This is a genomic window from Arthrobacter sp. TJ-238 (genome assembly GCF_058269215.1).
The window spans coordinates 415,758-436,832 of the sequence record NZ_JBZCNH010000001.1 but is presented as its reverse complement, the minus strand read 5'-3'; the positions used below and the strand labels follow the sequence as shown (position 1 = coordinate 436,832).

Below are 21,075 nucleotides of genomic sequence, written 5' to 3'. Positions count from 1 at the left end.
GGAGCAGCCGCCGTGAAGAAGCTCATCAACGACCCCAGAGCCGTGGTCAACGAGTCGGTCGAAGGATTCGGCATCGCGCATGCCGATCTCGTGGCCGTCCACCCCGATCCCCTCTTCATCACCCGCAGGGACGCCCCCGTCCAGGGCAAGGTAGGTCTGGTCTCCGGGGGCGGAAGCGGCCATGAACCGCTCCACGCCGGCTTCGTGGGACGCGGCATGCTCGACGCCGCCGTGCCCGGCGCCGTGTTCACCTCGCCCACACCCGACCAGATCATCCCCGCCACCACGGCCGTCGACGGCGGCGCGGGTGTGCTGCACATCGTCAAGAACTACACGGGCGACGTCCTCAACTTCGAGACGGCCGCGGAGATGGCCGAAGCCGAGGGCGTCACCGTCCGCTCGGTCCTCGTCAACGACGACGTGGCCGTCGAGGACTCCCTGTACACGGCAGGCCGGCGCGGCGTCGGCGGGACCGTGCTCGTCGAGCGCATCGCCGGGGCCGCCGCCGAACGCGGCGACGACCTCGACGGCGTCACGGCCGTCGCCCAGCGCGTGGTCGACGGCGTCCGCTCCATGGGTGTGGCGCTCGCCGCCTGCACCGTACCGCACGCCGGCGTGCCCAGCTTCGAGCTCTCGGACGACGAGATCGAGATCGGTATCGGCATCCACGGCGAGCCCGGCCGGCACAAGATCGCCATGGAGGACGCCGACGGCATCACTCAGCGGCTCCTCGACCCCATCGCCACCGACCTCAAGCTCACCTCCGGCGACCGCACCATCGTGATGGTCAACGGGATGGGCGGTACGCCCGCCAGTGAGCTGTACATCGTGTTCCGCAAGGTCGCGCAGCTGCTGGAGGGACTCGGCGTGAGCATCGAGCGCTCCCTCGTCGGCAACTACATCACCGCGCTCGAGATGCAGGGCGCCTCACTGACGATCCTGCGGGCCGACGACGAGATGCTCGAACTCTGGGACTCGCCCGTGCACACCGCCGCGCTGCGCTGGGGGGCATGAGCGTGGCGGAGGTCCTCGACACCGGCTGGGCCGTGCGGTGGATCCACGAGACCGCGCGCGTGGTCGCGGAGAACCGTGCCCTCCTGATCGACCTCGACAGGGTCATCGGCGACGCGGACCACGGGGAGAACCTGGATCGCGGGTTCAGTGCCGCCGTCACGAAGCTCGACGCCGGGGAGACACCGCCGACGCCGGCGGCGGTCCTCAAGCAGGTCGCCATGACGCTCATGTCCACCGTCGGGGGAGCCGCCGGGCCGCTGTACGGCACGGCCTTCCTGCGCGCCGCGGCCTCCCTCGGCGATGCGGCGGAGATCGACGCCGAGGCCGCCGCCGGGATGATCCGGGCCGCGCGCGACGGCATCGTCGCCCGCGGCAAGGCGGAGGTGGGCGACAAGACCATGGTCGACGCGTGGACCCCGGCCACCGAGTCTGCGGAGACCGCCGCCCACGCCGGTGCTACACCTCCGGAGGTTCTCGCCGCCGCGGCGAACGCCGCCCACGCCGGGGCGGTGGCCACAGAACCCCTCATCGCACGCAAGGGCCGGGCCAGCTACCTCGGTGAGCGCAGCGCCGGGCACCAGGACCCCGGCGCGGTGTCCACCGCCCTGATCCTGACGGCGGCCGCGGCGGCTGCCGGGGGAGAAATCGCGTGAGCATCAGCCTCGTGATCGTCTCGCACAGCGAGAAGATCGCCGAGGGCGTCGTCGAACTGGCCGCCCAGATGGCGCCCGACGTCCTGCTCGTCGCCGCCGGGGGAGTGGAGGACGGCGCCGGCCCCGCCCGCATCGGCACCAGCTTCGAGCGTGTGCAGGCGGCCCTCGAGCGGGCATCGGCGGGGGACGGCGTGGTGATCCTGACCGATCTCGGCTCCGCGGTCATGACCGCCGAGATGGTGCTCGAGTTCCTCGAACCCGACGCGCGGGAGTCAGTCCGCCTCGCCCAGGCGGCCCTGGTGGAGGGAGCCGTCGCCGCCGCCGTGCAGGCCCAGGGCGGCGCATCCCTCGACGAGGTGGCCCTGGCGGCGGAGCGGGCGGTGGTGTCCATTCGTCCCGTGGAGCTCGAGCCCTTCGTGAGTCATGCCGCGGCCGCCCCGGGGCAGGCGGCATCCGCGGATACCGACAGGGCGGCGGGGGCGACGGCGAGCGGGTCGTGGACGTTGCCCAACCAGATGGGCCTGCACGCCCGGCCCGCTGCCACGCTCGCCACCGGGCTCACCGATCTCGACGCCGAGGTGACGGTGAACGGCGTGGACGGCAAGTCGGTGATGCTGCTGATGAGTCTCGGGCTCGGCCAGGGCAGGACGGTGACCGTCGAGGCGAGCGGCCCCGACGCCCAGGCAGCGGTCGACTTCGTCGGGCAGGCGGTCGAGTCGGGGTTCGGCGAGCCGGCCTGACCCCTTCGGGGGACGGGGGCCGCGGAGACGAGTCCCGGCGCCCGTCCTAGCCCGGCAGGCGGAGCCCGCCGTCGGCCTCCTCCGCGAGGCCGTCGGCGAGGAGGCCGGCGAGGGCGCGGTCGAGCTGCTCGGCGGGAGCCCGCAGGCGGTGCAGGGCGGACAGCGGATCCGGCGCCACCGGGATCCGTACCCCGTCGGCGCCCATGACGAGATCCACCGGGGCCTCCAGGAGCACGGATCGGGGCACAGGGGTGTGGGCCTCGCGCAGCACGGCGACGATGGCCCCGCGGACCTGCCGGTCCGTCCCCGCCCATGCCTGGCCCTTCGGCACGTAGTCGGGCGCCGGCCGTCCCGCGGCGACCCACGCGCACGCGTCCAGCACGGGACACGCGTCGCACAGCGGGCTCCTGGCGGTGCAGACGACTGCTCCGAGTTCCATCACGCCGGCGTTCCAGCGCACGGACAGCGCGTCGTCATCGGGCAGCAGCTCGGCGGCCCGTCGGGACTCGGCGGCCGTGAGCGCCGGCGCGGGGAGGGCGGTGCCGCCGAAGAGCCGGGCGTGGACGCGGCGGATATTGGTGTCCACGACGGTCTCGCGGCGGCCGAAGGCGAAGGCGGCCACGGCCGCGGCGGTGTAGGTGCCCACCCCGGGCAGCGACAGCAGCTCCTCGTAGGTGCGCGGCACCTCACCGTGGTGCTCGGCCACCATGGCCGTGGCCGCGGCGTGCAGGCGGAGGGCGCGGCGCGGGTAACCGAGCCGGCCCCAGTGGCGGACGGCGGCACCGGCGGGTTCGGCGGCGAGGTGGGCCGGGGACGGCCAGCGTTCCAGCCAGTCGCGCCAGATCGGGAGGACCCGCACCACGGGGGTCTGCTGCAGCATCACCTCGCTGACGAGGATGCCCCACGGGGAACATGAGGGTTCCCGCCAGGGCAGCTCCCGTGCGGCCCCCGCGAACCAGTCGGTGATCCGCAGGTGGAGATCGGGCAGTGGTGCTGCCGCGTGGCGTTCCTTCCCTCCGGATCCGGCGGGGCGCGCCGGATCGCCGTGCGTCGCACTGCCTGAGGTTCGGGGGTGTTCCTGGATCATCGTCGTGAATACTCTATCCACCGGCGTGGTGGCCGGAGGAATGCGCGGAGCGCTCCCTAACCTTGATGGATGGAACCAACGGGCGGGCACGACGACGACCACGGCAGCAGCGGACGCACCGGCAGCAGGCGGCGGCCCAGTCCTGCTGTCTACCGTCGACGCCGCCTGTCCGTGACCATCCTGGCGCTCCTCGTGGTCGTGGCCCTCGCAGTCGGCGCCCTGGCCATCGCCGGCGTCCTCGGGCGTGGGGCGGATGCGAACGCGGACGGTTCGCCGACGCCGGAGACCACCGCGGCACCCGCGACCGAGGACCCGGCCGCAGCGACCGACCCGGCGACACCGACGCCCGGTGCTTCCGCGACCCCGTCGCCCAGCCCGACCGCGACCCGTCCACCCAGCCCCACAGCTGCCGCTTCGGCGAGGCCGTCGGCCTCCTCGAAGGCATGCGACCCCGACGACGTGGTGGTCGGGGCGGAGACCGACCGGCAGGGCTACGGACCGGACGACATCGTGACGCTCGCCCTCGTGGTCCGCAACGTCGGCGACACGGCCTGCGCCGCGAACGTCGGCACGTCCCAGATGGAGTTCCTGGTGACCAGCGGAGACGAGCGCGTGTTCTCGTCCATCGACTGCCAGCAGGCCTCGCAGGACCTCGAGCTCACCATCGAGCCGGGCGCCGAGCAGCGGGCGGAGTTCGAGTGGTCCCGCAACCGCAGCATGCCGGGCTGCACGGCCGTCACGGAGGAGCCCGGGGCGGGGCAGTACACCGTGACCACCAAGCTCGGCGTCCGGAGCAGCAGCCCGGTGGACTTCACGCTCGAGTAGGGCTCACCATGCCGTGCTTCAGGCTCGCGCCGGGACCGTGGACGTCACATGAAGCGGTCGAGGAGGCTGGTCTCGGCGATCCGGGACAGGCCCTCGCGTACGGTCCGGGCGCGCTGCTCGCCGATGCCGTCCACGGCCATGAGGTCCTCGATGTTCGCTGCCATGAGATTCTGCAGGCCGTCGAAGTGCTCCACGAGCCGGTTCGCGACGGCGGGAGGTACCGCCTTGATGCCGGACAGCAGGCGGAAACCCTTGGGCTGTATGACGGCTTCCAGCGAGTCCAGTGACGGATTGAAGCCCAGCACGCTCGCGATGGTCCCCAGGTCGATGAGATCGGTGGAGCTGAATCCCTGCAGGGTCGCGACCCGCTCCTCGACCGGCGCCGTGCTGCTGCCGAGGTCCATGTAGTCACGGAGCACCATCTCGCTGCCCGGCCCGAGGCCCGTGGTGAGCTCCTCGACCTGCAGGGACAGCAGACGGCCGTCCACGCCGAGTTCCAGCACGTACTGCGAGATCTCCTCGGAGATCCGTCGCACCATCTCCTGGCGCTGCAGTGTGACAGCGACATCGCGGACGGTCACCATCGCCTCGATCTCCAGGGCGGACAGCGAATTCGTGACCTGGTCGAGGCGCGCACGGTACCGCTCGAGCGTCGCGAGGGCCTGGTTCGCGCGGGCGAGCACGGGCTCGGAACCCTCGAGGACGAACCGGAGTCCGTCGATGTAGAGGGCGATGATCTGCATGGACTGGCTGACGCTGATCACGGGGAAGCTGGTCTGCTTGGCCACGCGCTCCGCCGTGCGGTGGCGTGTCCCGGACTCCTGCGTCTCGATGGTGTGGTCGGGTACGAGCTGGACGGCCGCGCGGAGGATCCGGCTCGCGTCCTTGTCGCAGACGATGGCGCCGTCCATCTTGGCCAGTTCCCGCAGGCGCGTAGGCGAGAATTCGATGCCGATGTCGAAGCCGCCCGAGCAGATCGAATCCACGGTGCGGTCGGAGCCGAGCACGATCAGCGCGCCCGTGCGACCCCGCAGGATCCGCTCGAGCCCGTCACGCAGCTGGGTCCCCGGGGCTACTCTGGCGAGGGTGGCTTTGAGCGAGTCCTCCGGACTACGAACCATGGCCTATCCTTTCGCCGCCCGCGCTGTCGATGGCCCGGCGCAGTCGGGCGGCCGCCGTCGAGCGTCGGACAGCGGTCAGGAGCTGCGGGATTACCCGCGCAGCCGAACATAATACTACTGGCGCGCAGGAATTCCTCCGTATCGGCGCCGTCGCAGATCGGTAACGCTCCGAGTCGACGGCACCGCGCCGACGGCGGCGGTCGCGGTCTCCCTGTCTTCCCGGTGGCTTCCCGGTCGCTCTCCTAGAAGAGGAGGGCGAGCGCCTCGGCGAGGGTGGAGACCTCCCGCACGGAGAAGCCCTTCGGTACGGGACCGGTGCCACCGGGTGAGGACGGGACGATCGCATGCGTGAACCCGAGCCGCTCCGCCTCCTGGATACGCCGCCCGATGCCCGGGACGGGGCGCACCTCCCCGGCGAGCCCCACCTCCCCGAACGCGATGAGCCGTGCGGGCAGGGGGTGGTCGGTCTTGGCGGACGCGATCGCCAGGGCGACGGCGAGGTCGGTGGCGGGCTCGGTCAGGCGCACGCCACCCACCGTCGCCACATAGCTGTCGTCCTTGTGCAGGCTGACGGAGGCTCGGCTCTGCAGCACCGCGAGCAGCATGGCGACGCGCGAGCTGTCCAGGCCGCTGGTGGCCCGGCGCGGCTGCGAGTTGGGGGATTCGGCCAGCAGTGCCTGCACCTCCGCGAGGAGCGGCCGCCGGCCCTCGAGCGTCACCGTGATGCAGGTTCCCGACACCGGGTCCTTGGTGCGCGAGACGAAGAGCCCGCTGGGATCGGCGAGTCCCTCGATGCCGCCGTCCGTCAGGTCGAAGCACCCCACCTCGTCGGTGGGGCCGTACCGGTTCTTCACCGCACGCAGCAGGCGCAGGCGCGAGTGGCGCTCGCCCTCGAACTGGCAGACGACGTCGACGAGATGCTCGAGGAGCCTCGGCCCGGCGATCGAGCCGTCCTTCGTGACGTGGCCGACAAGGAGCGTGGTCATGCCGCGGGCCTTGGCCGCCCCGATGAGGGATGCCGCCACCTCGCGGACCTGCGTGACACCGCCGGCGCTGCCGTCCACCGCAGCGCTGCTGAGGGTCTGCACGGAGTCGACGATCAGCAGCGCCGGGTCGATCGACTCCACCTGGCCGAGCGCCTGGCCGAGGTCCGTCTCCGCGCTCAGGTACAGCGAGTCGGCGACGGCGTCGATCCGGTCCGCCCGCAGCTTCACCTGGGCCGCCGACTCCTCGCCCGTGACGTAGAGGACGTCCTTGCCCAGCCGGGCCACCCGCGCGGCGACGTCGAGCAGCAGCGTCGACTTGCCGACCCCGGGCTCGCCGGCGAGCAGGATGACGGCTCCCGGAACCAGCCCGCCGCCGAGGACGCGGTCGAGCTCGTCGATCTTCGTCGGCTGGAACCCGGACAGGGTGGCATCGACGTCGGCGATCCGCCGCGCCGGAGTGGTGACGGCGGCCGCGGCCGTGGTCCGCGCGACCACCTGACCCGTCTCCTCGACCGTGCCCCACGCCTGGCATTCGCCGCACCGCCCCACCCATTTCGCGGTCGTCCAGCCGCACTCGGCGCAGCGGTAGTTCGGGGCGTTGCTGCGGCTCGCGCGTGCGGCGGCGGAGGTCTTCGTGGGCATGGTTTCAGGCTACCGGCGCACACCGACAGCATGGCCCGCCCGGTCCTACCGGGTCAGAGGCGGGGCAGGTAGCCCGCGGCGTCCTCGTGGGACAGGCCCGTGGCGCTCAGGAGGTCGACGACGAGCGGGCGCAGGAGGAGCACGAGCCCCTCGCCCTCGAGGCGGCTGATGTTGAGGGTCTCCGGGTGGAGGTCCGTGGCGACGGCCGCGAGTTCGTTGCGCGCCTGCCGCAGGTTCAGGCGCCGCTCGGCCGGATCGCCCGCCGAGAGGGCCCGGCTCAGCACGTCGACGGCGTCGGCCGTGTCCTCGAGCGACTGGCTGAGGGCCTCGATCGCCTCGTCGGTCAGCGCCGCGTGGTTGATGGCCGACGTCAGGCGGCGCGAGAACACGCGGCTGTTGCGGATTGCGAGGTCGATCAGGTCGATGGCGGTGCGCAGGTCTCCCAGCTCGTCGCGATGGCGCCGGTACGCGGGCGAGATGCGTGCCACCTCCTGCGCGGCCTTCATGCCGCCCGTCAGGGTGTCGAGTTGGGACTGGCAGTTCCGGGCGCGGACCAGCGCGTGCCACGCCAGGGTGGAATCGCTCTGCCGGAGGGCCGAGGCGCCCTCGCGGAGCACGCCGGAGAGCTCGCCCAGGAGCCCGCGCACGTTGGACTTCGGTTCGCGGCGCGGGTCCCGGGGCAGGAGTACGGTGATCACGAGCGCGAAGAGGCCGCCCACGATCGCGTCGACGCTCCGTGTGAACGGGCCGCCCTCCGGGGCGGGGAGCAGCACCACGAGCAGGGACTGGAGCCCGAGCTGCGTGGTGAAGATGGTGCCGCTGTCCAGGAACCGGGCCAGCAGGATCGAGATGAACAGCACGACGGCGGCCTGCCACAGGCCCGTACCGAAGAGGGTGAGCAGGAGATCGCCGACGGCGATGCCGAGTGTGCAGCCGATCGCCACCTCGAGCACCCGCCGGATGCGCGGGTCCCGGGAGAAACCCAGCGAGATCATCGACGACGTCGCTGCGAACAGCGGCCCGCTGTGGCCGAGGACCTGCTCGGCGAAGGCGTACGCCCCCACCGCGCAGACCGTCATCTGCAGTGCCGGGACCACCGAGTTGGAACTCCGCTTGAGGCCTGTGCGGGAACGCTTGCGCAGGAAGGCGAGGGTTGCGGAGACTCCCTGGAGCGGCGGCATGCCCCCAGTCTAGGAGGTGCGCCGGAGCGAGACGTTCGTCTCATTCACCTGTGCGAACCGGCTACACAGGCCAATGGCCCTGCGCTGTTCACCTTCCGTTAATGTCGCTTGGTCAGTCTCGTTACCTGCACTGCCTAGCTTCGAGGATGTACAAGAACGCGTACACCTCTACCGAGTGCCACTCGTGCACCGATGAATACATCCCTGGAAGGGGCAAAATTTCGTGAAGGCTCTTCGCTTTGGCCGCGCTGCGGCAGTTATCTCCGTAGCCGCGCTGGCGCTGACCGCTTGTGGTTCCGACAACGCCACCGGTGAGCCCGCTGCAGAGGGACCCGCGTCCTCCGCCGCCGGCACCGCTGTGTCCGGGACCCTGACCGGCATCGGCGCCTCGTCGCAGAACTCTGCGATGGAGGCCTGGAAGGCCGGTTTCGAGTCCGCCAACCAGGGCGCCATGGTGCAGTACTCCCCGGACGGATCAGGTGCCGGCCGCAAGGCCTTCCTGAGCGGCGGCGCGCAGTTCGCCGGCTCGGACGCCTATCTCAAGGACGAAGAGATGACCCAGGCCATGGAGGTCTGCGGTCCCGACGGCGCCATCAACATCCCGGCCTACATCTCGCCGATCGCGATCGCCTTCAACCTCGAGGGCGTCACCGAGCTGAACCTCGATGCCCCCACCATCGCGCAGATCTTCGGCAAGAAGATCACCACCTGGAACGATCCCGCCATCGCGTCCCAGAACGAGGGCGTCGATCTCCCCGACACTCCGATCACCGTCGTGCACCGCTCGGACGAGTCCGGCACCACCGAGAACTTCGTCGAGTACCTCGCCGCCGCGGCTCCCGAGGACTGGACCTACGAGGTCAGCGGCGCCTGGCCCGCAGAACTGCAGTCCGAGAACGCCAAGGGTACCTCTGGTGTCGTCCAGACGGTCACGTCGACCGTCGGCGCCATCACCTACGCCGACGCCTCCGCTGTGGGAGACCTCGGCAAGACCAAGGTCAAGGTCGGCGAGGAGTACACGGAACTCAGCTCCGACGCGGCCGCCAAGGCCGTCGAGGTCGCCACCCCGGTCGAGGGCCGTCCCGAGACCGACATGTCCCTCGAGCTCGAGCGCGACACCACCGAGTCCGGCGCCTACCCCGTCGTCCTGGTCAGCTACCACCTGTACTGCACCTCCTACGACAGCCAGGAGACCGTCGACCTCGTGAAGGCGTTCGGCTCCTACGTCATCAGCGAGGAAGGCCAGGCAGAGGCCGAGGCCTCCGCCGGCAACGCCCCGCTGTCCGCGTCGCTCAGCGAGAAGGCCAAGGCCTCGATCGAATCGATCAAGGTCGCCTCCTAGCGAGATCTCCCGGTCCCGTCTGGTCTAATAAGGACCGGGCGGGACCGTCCGCCGTTCACGGCTGGCATCAGCAGTGACGCCCCGTCGGTCCGATCCCGGGCCGTCACTGCACTCGAAATCGACCGCCCTGGAAGGCAGAGACGTGTCAACCAATTCGCTGAAAGCGACGATGGATCGAGGCCGCGCAGGCGACAAGATCTTCTCGGGAATCTCCCTCACCGCCGGTGTCCTGATCCTGGCAGTGCTCTTCAGCGTCGCAGTGTTCCTGCTGGTGCAGGCAGCACCGGCCTTCACGGCTGATTCCACCGAGATCACCGGCGGCAACGGCTTCACCGCGTACATCCTGCCGATCGTGGTCGGCACCATCATCGCCGCGGTCATCGCGCTGATCATCGCGACGCCCATCGGTATCGCGGTCGCCCTCTTCATCTCGCACTACGCGCCGCGCCGCCTCGCACGGGCCTTCGGGTACGTCATCGACCTGCTCGCGGCCATCCCCTCGGTGATCTACGGCGCCTGGGGCTATATCGTCCTCGCGCCGCAGCTCGCCAAGGGCTACACGTGGCTCGCAGAGAACCTCGGCTGGATCCCGATCTTCGAGGGACCCGCCAGCCAGACCGGCAAGACCATGCTCACCGCCGGGATCGTCCTCGCGGTCATGGTCATCCCCATCATCACGTCGCTCAGCAGGGAGATCTTCCTGCAGACACCCAACCTCCACGAGGAGGCGGCGCTCGCGATGGGCGCCACGCGCTGGGAGATGGTGCGCATGGCGGTCCTGCCGTTCGCACGCCCCGGCATCATCAGCGCCACCATGCTCGGCCTCGGGCGCGCCCTCGGCGAGACCATGGCCGTGGCCCTGGTCCTCTCACCGGGCGCTCTCGTCGCGAGCCTCATCAAGACGGGCAACCAGACGATCGCGGCCGAGATCGCCCTGAACTTCCCGGAGGCCTTCGGCCTGCGCCTCAACGAGCTGATCGCGGCGGGGCTCGTGCTCTTCGTCATCACGCTGATCGTCAACATGATCGCCCGCTTCATCATCACGCGGCACAAAGAATTCTCGGGAGCTAACTAATGGCAGCGAACCAGACCCTGCAGCGTCGCCAGTCCCAGCTCACGCGCGGCCACCTCCCCTCCTACGCCGTGTGGGTGGTCCTCGCGGCCGCCGTCATCCTCGGTGCGGCGCTCTCCTCCCTGATCGGGTTCAGCGTCGTCGGCTGGGCGGTCATCTCCGCCGTCGTCTTCGTCATCGCGGCCACCATCGTCACCGCCGTCGGCGAGGGCGAGCGCAAGGCCAAGGACCGGCTCGTGACGTTCCTCGTGTACGGGGCCTTCCTGATCGCGCTGCTGCCCCTCGTCTCGGTCCTCTGGACCGTCCTCGAGCGGGGCGTCCCCGGCCTCAACTACAACTTCCTGTTCACGTCGATGAACGGCGTCACCGGAGCCGTGGACAACCAGGCCGTGGAGAACGGCACGCCCGTGCTGGGCGGCGCCTACCACGCCGTCCTCGGCACGCTGCAGATCACCCTCTGGGCGACGCTCATCTCCGTGCCCATCGGCCTGCTCACCGCCATCTACCTGGTCGAGTACGGTGCCGGCAAGAACCTCACCAAGGCGATCACGTTCTTCGTGGACGTCATGACCGGCATCCCCTCGATCGTGGCCGGCCTGTTCGCCGCCGCGCTGTTCGCGCTCCTGTTCGGACCGGGCACCCGCACCGGGTTCGTCGCCGCCGTCGCCCTGTCCGTCCTCATGATCCCCGTGGTGGTCCGCTCCACCGAGGAGATGCTGAAGATCGTCCCGAACGAACTCCGCGAAGCCTCCTACGCGCTAGGCGTCCGCAAGTGGCGCACCATCACGAACGTGGTGATCCCGACGGCGATCTCCGGTATCGCCTCTGGCGTAACCCTCTCGATCGCCCGCGTGATCGGCGAGACCGCCCCTATCCTTGTAACGGCGGGATTCGCCAGCTCCATCAACTGGAACGTCTTCAGTGGCTGGATGAGCACGCTCCCCACCTTCATCTACTACCAGATCCTCACGCCGACCTCCCCGACGGCGCCCGATCCGAGTACACAGCGCGCCTGGGCCGCAGCGCTCCTGCTGATCCTCATGGTGATGCTCCTGAACCTGGTCGCCCGGTTCGTCGCCCGCATGTTCGCCCCCAAGACCAGCCGCTAAGCGCCCGCGGTACCCCACCCGAAGGAAGCAATGTCCAAGCGAATCGACGTCAAGGACCTCAACGTCTACTACAGCAAGTTCCTTGCGGTGGAGGACGTCAACATCAACATCGAAGCCCGTTCCGTGACGGCGTTCATCGGTCCCTCCGGCTGCGGCAAGTCCACGTTCCTCCGCACCCTGAACCGCATGCACGAGGTCATCCCCGGCGCGCGGGTCGAGGGCGAGGTGCTGCTCGACGGCGACAACCTGTACGACGGCGCCGTGGACCCCGTGACGGTGCGCGGGCAGATCGGCATGGTCTTCCAGCGTCCCAACCCGTTCCCCACCATGTCCATCCGCGACAACGTGCTGGCCGGCGTGAAGCTCAACAACAAGCGCATGAGCAAGTCGGACGCGGACGATCTCGTGGAGAAGTCACTCAGCGGCGCCAACCTGTGGAACGAGGTCAAGGACCGCCTGGCCCGGCCAGGATCCGGCCTGTCCGGCGGCCAGCAGCAGCGCCTGTGCATCGCCCGCGCCATCGCCGTATCCCCCCAGGTGATCCTGATGGACGAGCCCTGCTCCGCGCTGGACCCCATCTCCACGCTTGCCATCGAGGATCTCATCAACGAGCTCAAGTCCGAGTACACGGTCGTGATCGTGACGCACAACATGCAGCAGGCGGCGCGCGTGTCGGACAAGACGGCGTTCTTCAACATCGCCGGCACCGGCAAGCCGGGCAAGCTCATCGAGTACGACGACACCACGACGATCTTCAACAAGCCCTCGATCAAGGCGACGGAGGACTACGTCTCCGGTCGCTTCGGGTAGGCACACGCCCCAGGCACGGCACGACGACGACGGCGGCTCCCTACGGGGGGCCGCCGTCGTCGTTCCGGCATCCGTGCCCCACCGAAGGCTGACACCGAAGGGTGCCGCCCATCGGACAAGGCGTCTACAGCAGCGGGCTCAGGGCCAGGAGGAAGACGGCGCCCAGCAGGGCCGTCACCGGTGCCGTTCCGAACCAGACGGCCAGGATGCGCGCCACCTGCGGCCGCTGGACGGAGGAGAAGCGCTGGTTCGCGCCGGCCCCGACGATCGCCGAGGTCATGGTGTGCGTGCTCGAGAGCGGGAAGTGCAGCGAGATGGCACCGATGAACAGCATCGCCGAGCTCACCCCCTGGGCCGTCATGCCGCGCAGCGGGTCGATGTGCACCAACCGGTGACCGAGGGTGTGCGTGATGCGCCACCCGCCGAGGAGCGATCCCGTGCTCAGGAGGACGGCGGCGAACACCTGCACCCACAGCGGCATGTCCGAGCCCGTCGCGTAGCCGGATCCGACCAGAGCCAGCAGGATGATCGCCATGGTCCGCTGCCCGTCCTGGAGCCCGTGCCCGAGGGCGAACGCCCCGGCCAGGACGGACTGCGCCATCCGGTTGCCCCGGTTCACGCCCCCGGGCGAGCGGTGCCGCAGCAGCCAGGTGGCCGGGAACACCGCGGCGTAGGCCAGCAGGTAGGCGACGATCGGGGAGAGCAGGAGGGGCAGCACGATCTGCAGCAGGAGCGCCTCGCCCGCACCGCTCATCGCCGGCCCGTCGGTCAGCAGGGACGCGCCGCCGGCGCCGAGGACCCCGCCGAGCAGGGCATGGGTGGACGACGACGGCTTGCCGCGGTACCAGGTGAACACACCCCAGGCACCGGCCGCCAGCAACGCCGCGAGGAGGATGCCGAGCCCGGTGGTGCCGGGGGGAAGCCCGAAGCCGGCGTCCGTGAAGAAGAGGGCCAGCGAGGTGCTGAGCAGTGCGCCGACGAGGTTGAACAGTGCAGCGAGCAGGACGGCGATGGTCGGGGTGAGGGCGCGCGTCCGGACCGCGGTGGCGACGGAGTTCGAGACGTCGTGGAAACCGTTGAGGAACGCGAAACCGCCCGCGGCGATGATCACCGTGCCGAGGAGGAAGGGCTCCACCTACGATTCCTTGACGAGGATGCTGCCCACCTGGGTGGCAACCCGCCGGATGTCCTTGGTGACGTCGACGAGCTGGTTCGCCACGTCACGGTGCCGCGCGTACACGAGCGGCTTGTGGTCGTTCAGGAGCTCCGCGCACCAGCTGCGATGGGTGCGCTCGGCACGCCGTGCCAGGCGCAGGATCTCGATCCAGTACTCCTCGAGATCCTCCATGGAGTTGAGCCGCTGCATGGCGGTCGCGGTCAGCTCGGCCTGCCGGTTGATGACCTCGAGCTGGTCGGCCGCCCGCCGGCTGAGCTTGTTCAGCTTGTACAGCGCGATGAGCTCTCCCGCGCCGTCGAGCTTCTCGATGGCCTCATTGAGCAGACGGGACAGCGCGTAGAGGTCCTCGCGGGGCAGGGGGTTGATGAAGGACGTCCGCATGGACGTCAGGAGCGCGAAGTGCAGGTCCGTCGAGACCGATTCGTGCTGGTGCAGTTCCTCGGAGAGGCGGTCGTACTCCTGGGTGGAGGCGCCGAGGATGGCGGACATCGTCCCGACGCCGAGGACGAGTTGCTGCGCCATGCGGGCGAGCAGCTCGAGCCCAGCGTTCTCCTGCGGGAAGAGGCGTAATTTCACGGAGTCTTCCTCGCAGCATATGGACGTATCAGCAAGCAGGCCGCGAAGGCGCTGGGTGCCGGAGGGCAAAGTAGTGGCGCCGAACCGGGAGCGCCTCTCGGCGGAAGGCCGCTCGAAGCGGCTGAGTGTTGAAGCCCGGGGGTTCCACGGTCCGACGCCGTGTTAAGTCTTGCCCTCCCCGGAGCCGCTGTCAACACGGGCTATCGGAGGCCCGAGCGGATGGATCAGTCGAGCTCCCCGCGCCGCCAGGACGCTGCGGCGTGCTCGAGGTCCTCCGCGGTCTTGATGAGCTGGTGCGAATTGCGCGTCAGCTTCGAGGCGTGGGGGCCGTTGGCGAGCTCGGCGTCGTCGGCGTGATTGGCCTGCCCCAGCGCGACGACGCGACAGAAGGCGGCGAAGCGTTCGAGGGCCACGTCGAAGTCGCCCTCGAAGGCCCCGGAGAGGATGGTGTTGGCCATCGTGGTCATCTCGGTGGCCCCCGGGGGTTCGGCGACGCCGGCCACGACCTTCGACACCTGAGCCACTTCCTTGCCCGAGGCGAAGTAGGCGGCTATCCGCTCGGGGTTCTGCTGCGTGGCGGCCCGCAGCGCGTACAGACGCCACAGGGCCCCGGGCAGGGACCGCGCCGGGCTCTCCGCCCACATCTCCGCGATGGCCTCGAGCCCCTGCTGGTCGGCGAGCTCGACGAGGCGGCGCGTGACGTCCGGATCGTCGGTGTCGCGCCCGTGGTGCACGAGGGCGTGCGCCGCCATGTGGGCGGCCTCGGAGACCCGCGAGGGGTCCACCCCGCCGGCGAAGACCTCGAAGTCAGCCGGAGCGAAGGGCTTCGGCTTGTGGGGCCTTGGGCTCTTGTTGGTGTAGTCGCCGTCCATGGAACGAGGATACTCCTGCGGAAAATCGGGCCGGAAGGAGGGGCGCAGGGGCAGTCCTCGGAGTGGGAGCGATTGCGATAAAGTAGGCGGGTCATCGCTCCGCGCCGGCGGATCCTCCTCGGATGCTCCGGACAGGGCGGTGTGGCGGGCCCTTAGCTCAGTTGGCTAGAGCAACGGACTTTTAATCCGTGGGTCGTGGGTTCGAGCCCCACAGGGCCCACCAGGAAGGACCCCGGGACTCCCGGGGTCCTTTCCCGTTCCCGGGCTACCCCGACACCTCGTGGACCACGAAGGCCGTGAGGAAGCCGAGGGCGGCGATGAGCCCGGTCAGCATGCGCTGCTTCTCGAAGGCCTCGGGGATCATGGTGTCGGCGACCATGGCGAGGATGGCGCCGGCGGCGATGGCCGTGATGAAGGCGACCGTGACGCCCGAAGCCCCGTCCAGTAGCGCGTACCCCACGAGCGCGGCCAGTCCGGAGACCAGCGCGATCCCGCCCCAGAGCCCGAACACGTAGCGCGAGCTCCGCCCCGCGTTCTTCATGCCTGCGGTACTCGACAGCCCTTCGGGCACGTTGGAGATGAAGATCGCCACCAGCACGGCAGGGTTCACGGAACCTCCCGCCACGAGTCCGAGTCCCAGGACGACGGACTCCGGGATGCCGTCGAGCAGCGCCCCGAGGGCGATCGCGTTGCCGCTGCCGGCAGTGTCGGACTCCGAGGGCTGCTGCCCGCCGGAGCGCTTGCGGTGCTGCGCGCCCTTCCGCGCGAGGGCGGCGTTGGCGCCTACGTAGGTCACCGCTCCGACGAGGAAGCCGAGAGCCGTGGGGACGAGCCCTCCGATCTCCTGGGCCTCGGCTACGAGTTCGAAGGAGAGGGCCGAGATGAGCACGCCGGCTCCGAACGCCATCACGAAGGACACGGTGCGCGGCGGCACCTTCCACTTCCAGGCGATGGCGCACCCGATGAGCAGCGCGCCGCCGGCAATGGCGCCCCAGGCGAATGCTTGCAGCCACAGTGGCACCGGTCGCTCCTGTTCCCGCGCCCCGCGGCGCGACGACGAAAAACCTGGCCCAGCCTGCCACACGACACGTCCGGGTAACGGAGTGGATCCCGGCCGGGCCGGGGATTGACTAGCCGCCCCGGCTCGTCTGCACTGGTAGTAGGAACTGGGTGCCGCGTGCGCCGGAGGGCGTGACGCGGCCGAGCAGAGAGGTTGCCCATGGACGCCGTCGCCATGACCGGAAGCCTGGCCGCATGTGCCGTGATGGCGGTGGCCGCAGCCCTGACCGGCTGGCGTCTCGATGCGGTCTCGCGCCGGGGCGGTGGGGCGGACGATTATTTCTGGGTCGGCTTCGGCGGGACGGTCGTCCTCGCGGCGGCGGGCATCGTCGGCGGGTCGCTCGGCGGTGGGGCAGCAGTCCTGGTGGTGGGCCTCGTGTCGGCGGGTGCGGTGGCCGCGTGGACGTGGCGTCGCCACGACCGGCGGAGCGTCGAGGCCGCCGAGGCCGCACGCACGGCGGCGTCGGCGGAGCTGCGACGGCGCCACGCCGAGGTGGTCCGACGGTGGGCGGAGTACGACCTCGACCCTGCCAGGGCGATCAGCTTCCCGGCCATGCACGATCCCCGCCACCCCGTGGGGAGGCCGGTGGTCCGCGCCCTGCGTGCGGCCGACGCCGCGCGCGACGACGGCGCCGCCCCCGACCTGGACCGCTATGCAGCGGCGGTCCACCGGCTGGAGGAGGCGTTCCGCGCCGCCGAACATGGGCTCGTCACTGACGGCAAGAACCACTCGGCACGACATCGGGCATCCCTTGACCCTGAATCGTTACCTTCCATTCGGTTCCACGGAACCTTCCACGACTAGGCTTTAAGTTACCGAGACGAACAACTGGGGGAGGGTCATCGTGCGCGTCCTGACGCACTGCTGTGCAGGCCTGCTGGCCGCTTCCCTGCTCGTCACCGCCGCGCCGACAGCCCTGGCGGCACCCCCTGGCGACTCCCGGAGCGCGGCCCTCGACAGCAGGTCGGGGAACCGGCAGGAGGTCCGCTTCGCGACCTACAACGCGAGCCTCAACAGGCTCGCACCGGGCGAACTGGTCCGCGACCTCGGCACCCCGGGCAACGCCCAGGCCCGGGCCATCGCCGAGGTGATCCAGATCAACCAGCCCGACGTCGTCCTCCTCAACGAGTTCGACTACGTCCCGGGTAACCGGGCCGCCGACCTGTTCAACGAGAACTACCTCCGCGTCAGCCAGAACGGCAAGGCTCCCCTGGACTACCCGTACGTCTACACCGCGCCGTCCAACACGGGGGTCCCCAGCGGGTTCGACCTGAACAACGACGGCAGCGTCGGCGGGCCGGACGACGCCCTCGGCTTCGGCGCGTTCGAGGGCCAGTACGGGATGGTCATCTACTCCAGGTACCCCATCGAGACGGAGTCGGTGCGGACGTTCCGGAACTTCCTGTGGAAGGACATGCCAGGCGCACTCCTGCCCGCCAATCCCGCCACGGGCATGCGGGACGACTGGTACTCCGAGGACGAGCTCGCCATCCTGCCGCTCTCCAGCAAATCCCACTGGGACGTCCCCGTGAGCATCGGCGGCCGGACGGTCCACGTCCTTGCCAGCCATCCCACTCCTCCCGTCTTCGACGGCCCCGAGGACCGCAACGGCCGGCGCAACAGCGACGAGATCCGCTTCTGGTCGGACTACGTCACGGGTGGGGCCGGGGCCTCCTACATCTACGACGACGACGGCGGGTCAGGCGGCCTCCGCCGCGGCGAACGCTTCGTCGTGATGGGCGACCAGAACAGCGACCCGCTCGACGGGGATTCCCTACCGGGCTCGATCGGACGGCTGCTGGAGAACCGGCTCGTCCAGGATCCCCTGCCTGCGTCGCAGGGCGCCGTCGAGGCATCCGCCCTGCAAGGGGGCGCGAACGCCGACCACGACGGCGATCCGGCATACGACACCGCCGACTTCGAGGACAGGATCGGGGGGAACCTCCGCGTCGACTACGTGCTGCCGTCCCGCAACCTGAAGGTGACCGGCTCCGGCGTGTTCTGGCCTCGAGCAGGCACGCCGGGTTCCGAGCTGACGGGGATCTTCCCCTTCCCCACCAGCGACCACAGGCTGGTCCACGTCGACGTCATCCTGAACGGCGCCCGGCAACGCTGACCTTGTCGGGCCGCGGGCCCGGGTGTACGGTCGAGTCCATGAGGACGATCCTGTTTCAGTAAGCGAGCCGGCTTTCGCCGTGCTCAGCGCCACTTGTCGATGACATTCTCCAAGGGCGCCTGCTGAAGCTGTCCGATCCTTCCCGGCACTCCCGTCGCAGGTCTTCCCGCGCGTCGTAGTGCCCGGTCGGGCGCGTTCCGTGGGCGCAGCCACCAGAAAGGAACACCATGACCAGCACACCCCAGAAGAAGCAGTCCCAGCCCGGCCCGCAGCCTGCAGGGAACCAGCCCGCTGATAACGCGGTCGAGAACGGCACACCGCCGAAGCAGCCGCAGGGCCGCAGGCTTCAGGACGACCCGCGTGCACAACTCGCGCTCGCGAAGAAGAATCACGCAGCCAATCCGACGGCCGCCTCAGGGGCCGCGCATGTCAAGGCGGCGCACGAGAGCAGCAAGCAGGGAAAGAAGGAGAAGAAAGTGCGCTGGTAGGCACTTTCCGATACCGGTCGTCCGGCTGCCGGTGATAACCGGCTTAATTGGAGCTGGCTCCGAGTTCTGCGTATGGGGGAATCGCAGAAATCGGAGCCAGCAATCTCAGTATACTTCTACGCGAGCCCGAAAAGTCCAATCGAAAGGTGATGATGGCCGTCACAGCCAAAGCTTTTCAGCTGTGGCGTTCCCGAATCGCTCCGCAGGACACGCTGGCCGATCTCTGCAGGATCGCCGGCATCAAACGGTCCACCCTCGCCCAGCAGCTGGTCCGCGGCAAGGTGTCGGTGCCCACCATCGTCGCTGTCGCCCGCGGGTACGACCAGTCGCCCGTCGGCGCGCTCGCCCTGTTCGAGGGCTTCGAGGATCTTGAGCGCGGCACCACGCTGCCCACGGACGCCGAACTCGTCAGCCAGGTCTCGCACACCGACATCCTGCGCCTCCTCGTGGCCCGCAGTGAGGACAGCGAGCCCCCCTGCACCGATGTCCAGCTGCGTCTCGCGCCGTTCCCGCACCGCAGTTCGGTCCGCGCGTGGATCGAGGCGATCGATCCCGGGGACCTCCGTCAGCAGCTCGCGCTGAGCACCGGCGTGGCCCGGCAGAACCTCTCCGCGCAGCTCACGGCGGGCCGCCTCGCCCCGGAGATCGCGGTGCAGGCCGCACGCCTCGCGGGGGTGTCACTGACCAGCGGCCTCGTGGTGACGGGGCTGCTCACCCAGGCGGAGGGCGGGTGGCCGGAGGACGGCCGCGCCCGGGCACTGTGCGCCCTCAGCGATCTGGACCTCGTCTTCCTCGCACGGGACCGGCTGGACGTGCTCGGCAAGCAGCTCCGGCGGGCTGAGCTCGACGACGGCAAGGATCGCGCGATGTGGGAGAACCTCGGATGACCACCACGACCATCCAGTGGCTCGCGCTCGGACTGTGTGCTCTCGGCGCGGCGGTGCGGGTCCCCGGCGCGCGGAGGGGGCACGGGCGGACGGTCTTCATCGCCCTGGTGCTGCTGACCCTCGCCGTCGGCCTGTCGATCGCGCCGATCTACGAGGCCGTCGACGGTTACCTGGGAGCGGTCAATCTCGCGAACCTGATCCTCCGGCTCACCCTGTACACCGTGTTCGTGCTGCTCGGCATCCGCATGGCGGCGGCCTTCGATTCCCCCCTCGCCCGCCGGCTCATCGTCGGGCCCTTCGGCGTCGCGGTCCTCGCGGTGACCGTCGCGGCGACGCTGTACTTCTTCGTGGCCAGCGAGCTGCCCGGCAGTTCCACAGCCCTGATCGCGTTCGCGGACCAGGACACGGTTCAGCAGTACGCCACGGTGGGCCGCCTCTATCCCGGCTACGTGGCCGGTTGCCTGGTGATCCCCGCGATCGCCTCGGCGGTCGATCGACGGGCACGCACCATCCACCGCGTGGCGTGCGCACTCCTCGCCGGCGGCTTCTTGCTCGTGGTGGTGTTCGTGCTGCTGCGGCTGACCGCCGTCGACCTGATGGCCTGGGACTACCTCCTGCCGTTCTCGGCCATCCTGCTCACCGTGCTGGGACTGTTCCTGATCTGGCTCAGTCACATCCTCGGCAGAAGGCGCCGGACGGGCGCGAACCGGCTCGCCTAGGCGTCCGCACCTCCCTCGGTCCGGATACTTACCCTACGCAATAAACGAGACACAATCGTGTCCTTCGTGCATTCACGGTTTCATGATCGTGTGTAAAAATAATGATTATGTAACTGCCGCTTTCCGTGGGGGGTCAGCGGATTGTTACCCGGCAGATAGGTGTGTCCATTAGAACGGGTGGACCCACCTATTTGTTCTTAAGCACTCGGACAGCACTCGGACAGCACCGGCCCCGGACGCCGAAGGGCGCCACCCGCCGCGAACTCGCGGGGGATGGCGCCCTTTCCTGGAGTGGCCTGGTCGGAGCTACTCGGCGTCGTGGTCCGTCTCGATGATGCGTGCCAGCGCTTCGAGTGCGTCCTCGGCGCCGTCGCCCTCGGCACGCAGCACGATCACGTCGCCGTGCGAGGCGCCGAGACTCATGAGGGACAGGATGCTCGAGGCGTCCATCGCCTCCTCGGCGGGCTCGCCGTCCATGGCGATGGTGACCTCGAGGGGGAGTTCACCGGCGGCCTCCGCGAAGATGGAGGCCGGACGGGCGTGCAGTCCCACGCGACTCGCGACGGTTGCCTTGCGTTCTGCCATGATGTGCTCCTTG

General features: G+C 69.7%; 22 protein-coding genes and 1 tRNA gene. 14 read left to right on the top strand and 9 right to left on the bottom strand.

Annotated features, from left to right (window positions below):
- The first annotated feature begins 12 nt into the window (after window positions 1-12).
- The 3 genes from dhaK to dhaM are packed head-to-tail and all read left to right on the top strand — an operon-like array spanning window position 13 to window position 2,407.
- Complete coding sequence (gene dhaK / locus AC4D2O_RS02085) at window positions 13-1,014, top strand: dihydroxyacetone kinase subunit DhaK (RefSeq protein WP_490904932.1); 1,002 nt, start codon at window positions 13-15, stop codon at window positions 1,012-1,014.
- Window positions 1,011-1,667, top strand: coding sequence for a dihydroxyacetone kinase subunit DhaL (dhaL, locus tag AC4D2O_RS02080; RefSeq protein ID WP_490904931.1), 657 nt, complete (start codon window positions 1,011-1,013; stop codon window positions 1,665-1,667). Before dhaK ends, dhaL begins: the two co-directional genes overlap by 4 nt.
- The gene (gene dhaM, locus AC4D2O_RS02075) at window positions 1,664-2,407 is read left to right on the top strand and encodes a dihydroxyacetone kinase phosphoryl donor subunit DhaM (RefSeq protein WP_490904930.1); all 744 of its coding nucleotides are present in this window, start codon (window positions 1,664-1,666) and stop codon (window positions 2,405-2,407) included. The genes dhaL and dhaM overlap by 4 nt, the downstream gene beginning before the upstream one ends.
- Window positions 2,408-2,453: 46 nt before the next feature.
- Here dhaM and AC4D2O_RS02070 read toward each other — a convergent pair whose 3' ends face one another.
- Complete coding sequence (locus tag AC4D2O_RS02070; protein WP_490904929.1) at window positions 2,454-3,494, bottom strand: HhH-GPD family protein; 1,041 nt, start codon at window positions 3,492-3,494, stop codon at window positions 2,454-2,456.
- A 69-nt stretch (window positions 3,495-3,563) separates the two neighbouring features.
- Here AC4D2O_RS02070 and AC4D2O_RS02065 point away from each other — a divergent pair, with 69 nt between their 5' ends.
- Entirely contained in the window at window positions 3,564-4,319 is a 756-nt protein-coding gene (locus AC4D2O_RS02065; RefSeq protein WP_490904928.1) for a hypothetical protein, read from the top strand.
- A gap of 44 nt (window positions 4,320-4,363) precedes the next feature.
- Here the strand turns inward: AC4D2O_RS02065 and disA are convergent, their stop codons facing one another.
- From disA to AC4D2O_RS02050, 3 genes are all read right to left on the bottom strand, one after another.
- Window positions 4,364-5,440 (bottom strand): DNA integrity scanning diadenylate cyclase DisA, encoded by a 1,077-nt coding sequence (disA, locus tag AC4D2O_RS02060; RefSeq protein ID WP_104048530.1) that lies wholly within the window; start codon window positions 5,438-5,440, stop codon window positions 4,364-4,366.
- A gap of 242 nt (window positions 5,441-5,682) precedes the next feature.
- Entirely contained in the window at window positions 5,683-7,068 is a 1,386-nt protein-coding gene (gene radA / locus AC4D2O_RS02055; protein WP_104048531.1) for a DNA repair protein RadA, read from the bottom strand.
- Between the two features lie 53 nt (window positions 7,069-7,121).
- Window positions 7,122-8,249 (bottom strand): FUSC family protein, encoded by a 1,128-nt coding sequence (locus AC4D2O_RS02050; RefSeq protein ID WP_490904927.1) that lies wholly within the window; start codon window positions 8,247-8,249, stop codon window positions 7,122-7,124.
- A 223-nt stretch (window positions 8,250-8,472) separates the two neighbouring features.
- Between AC4D2O_RS02050 and AC4D2O_RS02045 the strand changes: the two genes are divergently transcribed.
- The 4 genes from AC4D2O_RS02045 (at window position 8,473) to pstB (ending at window position 12,582) form a co-directional block, all read left to right on the top strand.
- On the top strand, window positions 8,473-9,591 hold the full coding sequence (locus AC4D2O_RS02045; RefSeq protein WP_490904926.1) for a phosphate ABC transporter substrate-binding protein PstS: 1,119 nt from the start codon (window positions 8,473-8,475) through the stop codon (window positions 9,589-9,591).
- Window positions 9,592-9,760: 169 nt separating this feature from the next.
- Window positions 9,761-10,666 (top strand): phosphate ABC transporter permease subunit PstC, encoded by a 906-nt coding sequence (gene pstC / locus AC4D2O_RS02040; RefSeq protein ID WP_490905175.1) that lies wholly within the window; start codon window positions 9,761-9,763, stop codon window positions 10,664-10,666.
- Window positions 10,666-11,772, top strand: a complete 1,107-nt coding sequence (gene pstA / locus AC4D2O_RS02035; protein WP_490904925.1) for a phosphate ABC transporter permease PstA — start codon at window positions 10,666-10,668, stop codon at window positions 11,770-11,772. Before pstC ends, pstA begins: the two co-directional genes overlap by 1 nt.
- A 30-nt stretch (window positions 11,773-11,802) precedes the next feature.
- A complete protein-coding gene (gene pstB, locus AC4D2O_RS02030; RefSeq protein ID WP_490904924.1) occupies window positions 11,803-12,582 on the top strand; it encodes a phosphate ABC transporter ATP-binding protein PstB in 780 nt (259 codons plus the stop codon).
- A 124-nt stretch (window positions 12,583-12,706) separates the two neighbouring features.
- Here the strand turns inward: pstB and AC4D2O_RS02025 are convergent, their stop codons facing one another.
- The 3 genes from AC4D2O_RS02025 to AC4D2O_RS02015 form a co-directional block, all read right to left on the bottom strand.
- Complete coding sequence (locus AC4D2O_RS02025) at window positions 12,707-13,717, bottom strand: inorganic phosphate transporter (protein WP_490904923.1); 1,011 nt, start codon at window positions 13,715-13,717, stop codon at window positions 12,707-12,709.
- Entirely contained in the window at window positions 13,718-14,335 is a 618-nt protein-coding gene (locus tag AC4D2O_RS02020; protein WP_490904922.1) for a DUF47 domain-containing protein, read from the bottom strand.
- Window positions 14,336-14,559: 224 nt separating this feature from the next.
- A complete protein-coding gene (locus AC4D2O_RS02015; protein WP_334208404.1) occupies window positions 14,560-15,207 on the bottom strand; it encodes a hypothetical protein in 648 nt (215 codons plus the stop codon).
- Between the two features lie 146 nt (window positions 15,208-15,353).
- Between AC4D2O_RS02015 and AC4D2O_RS02010 the strand changes: the two genes are divergently transcribed.
- Window positions 15,354-15,430, top strand: a tRNA-Lys gene (locus AC4D2O_RS02010).
- A 42-nt stretch (window positions 15,431-15,472) separates the two neighbouring features.
- Here the strand turns inward: AC4D2O_RS02010 and AC4D2O_RS02005 are convergent.
- Window positions 15,473-16,228 (bottom strand): ZIP family metal transporter, encoded by a 756-nt coding sequence (locus tag AC4D2O_RS02005; protein WP_490904921.1) that lies wholly within the window; start codon window positions 16,226-16,228, stop codon window positions 15,473-15,475.
- Between the two features lie 198 nt (window positions 16,229-16,426).
- Here AC4D2O_RS02005 and AC4D2O_RS02000 point away from each other — a divergent pair, with 198 nt between their 5' ends.
- From AC4D2O_RS02000 to AC4D2O_RS01980, 5 genes are all read left to right on the top strand, one after another.
- Entirely contained in the window at window positions 16,427-17,071 is a 645-nt protein-coding gene (locus AC4D2O_RS02000; RefSeq protein ID WP_490904920.1) for a hypothetical protein, read from the top strand.
- Window positions 17,072-17,108: 37 nt separating this feature from the next.
- On the top strand, window positions 17,109-18,383 hold the full coding sequence (locus AC4D2O_RS01995) for an endonuclease/exonuclease/phosphatase family protein (RefSeq protein WP_490905174.1): 1,275 nt from the start codon (window positions 17,109-17,111) through the stop codon (window positions 18,381-18,383).
- Window positions 18,384-18,610: 227 nt separating this feature from the next.
- On the top strand, window positions 18,611-18,871 hold the full coding sequence (locus AC4D2O_RS01990) for a hypothetical protein (protein ID WP_490904919.1): 261 nt from the start codon (window positions 18,611-18,613) through the stop codon (window positions 18,869-18,871).
- A gap of 152 nt (window positions 18,872-19,023) precedes the next feature.
- On the top strand, window positions 19,024-19,758 hold the full coding sequence (locus tag AC4D2O_RS01985) for a hypothetical protein (protein WP_490904918.1): 735 nt from the start codon (window positions 19,024-19,026) through the stop codon (window positions 19,756-19,758).
- On the top strand, window positions 19,755-20,477 hold the full coding sequence (locus AC4D2O_RS01980; RefSeq protein ID WP_490904917.1) for a hypothetical protein: 723 nt from the start codon (window positions 19,755-19,757) through the stop codon (window positions 20,475-20,477). The genes AC4D2O_RS01985 and AC4D2O_RS01980 overlap by 4 nt, the downstream gene beginning before the upstream one ends.
- Window positions 20,478-20,783: 306 nt before the next feature.
- Here the strand turns inward: AC4D2O_RS01980 and AC4D2O_RS01975 are convergent, their stop codons facing one another.
- Complete coding sequence (locus AC4D2O_RS01975; RefSeq protein WP_104181094.1) at window positions 20,784-21,062, bottom strand: HPr family phosphocarrier protein; 279 nt, start codon at window positions 21,060-21,062, stop codon at window positions 20,784-20,786.
- Between the last annotated feature and the right edge of the window lie 13 nt (window positions 21,063-21,075).

Excerpts from the sequence above, each read along its gene's own strand:
- dhaL (WP_490904931.1), top strand. The coding sequence starts at position 1,011 with ATGAGCGTGGCGGAGGTCCTCGACACCGGCTGGGCCGTGCGGTGGATC.
- AC4D2O_RS02015 (WP_334208404.1), bottom strand. The coding sequence starts at position 15,207 with ATGGACGGCGACTACACCAACAAGAGCCCAAGGCCCCACAAGCCGAAG.
- AC4D2O_RS02065 (WP_490904928.1), top strand. The coding sequence starts at position 3,564 with ATGGAACCAACGGGCGGGCACGACGACGACCACGGCAGCAGCGGACGC.
- AC4D2O_RS02070 (WP_490904929.1), bottom strand. The coding sequence starts at position 3,494 with ATGATCCAGGAACACCCCCGAACCTCAGGCAGTGCGACGCACGGCGAT.
- AC4D2O_RS01975 (WP_104181094.1), bottom strand. The coding sequence starts at position 21,062 with ATGGCAGAACGCAAGGCAACCGTCGCGAGTCGCGTGGGACTGCACGCC.
- pstB (WP_490904924.1), top strand. The coding sequence starts at position 11,803 with ATGTCCAAGCGAATCGACGTCAAGGACCTCAACGTCTACTACAGCAAG.
- disA (WP_104048530.1), bottom strand. The coding sequence starts at position 5,440 with ATGGTTCGTAGTCCGGAGGACTCGCTCAAAGCCACCCTCGCCAGAGTA.
- AC4D2O_RS01990 (WP_490904919.1), top strand. The coding sequence starts at position 18,611 with ATGACCAGCACACCCCAGAAGAAGCAGTCCCAGCCCGGCCCGCAGCCT.
- pstC (WP_490905175.1), top strand. The coding sequence starts at position 9,761 with ATGGATCGAGGCCGCGCAGGCGACAAGATCTTCTCGGGAATCTCCCTC.
- AC4D2O_RS02000 (WP_490904920.1), top strand. The coding sequence starts at position 16,427 with ATGGACGCCGTCGCCATGACCGGAAGCCTGGCCGCATGTGCCGTGATG.
- radA (WP_104048531.1), bottom strand. The coding sequence starts at position 7,068 with ATGCCCACGAAGACCTCCGCCGCCGCACGCGCGAGCCGCAGCAACGCC.
- AC4D2O_RS01985 (WP_490904918.1), top strand. The coding sequence starts at position 19,024 with ATGGCCGTCACAGCCAAAGCTTTTCAGCTGTGGCGTTCCCGAATCGCT.
- pstA (WP_490904925.1), top strand. The coding sequence starts at position 10,666 with ATGGCAGCGAACCAGACCCTGCAGCGTCGCCAGTCCCAGCTCACGCGC.
- AC4D2O_RS02050 (WP_490904927.1), bottom strand. The coding sequence starts at position 8,249 with ATGCCGCCGCTCCAGGGAGTCTCCGCAACCCTCGCCTTCCTGCGCAAG.
- AC4D2O_RS01980 (WP_490904917.1), top strand. The coding sequence starts at position 19,755 with ATGACCACCACGACCATCCAGTGGCTCGCGCTCGGACTGTGTGCTCTC.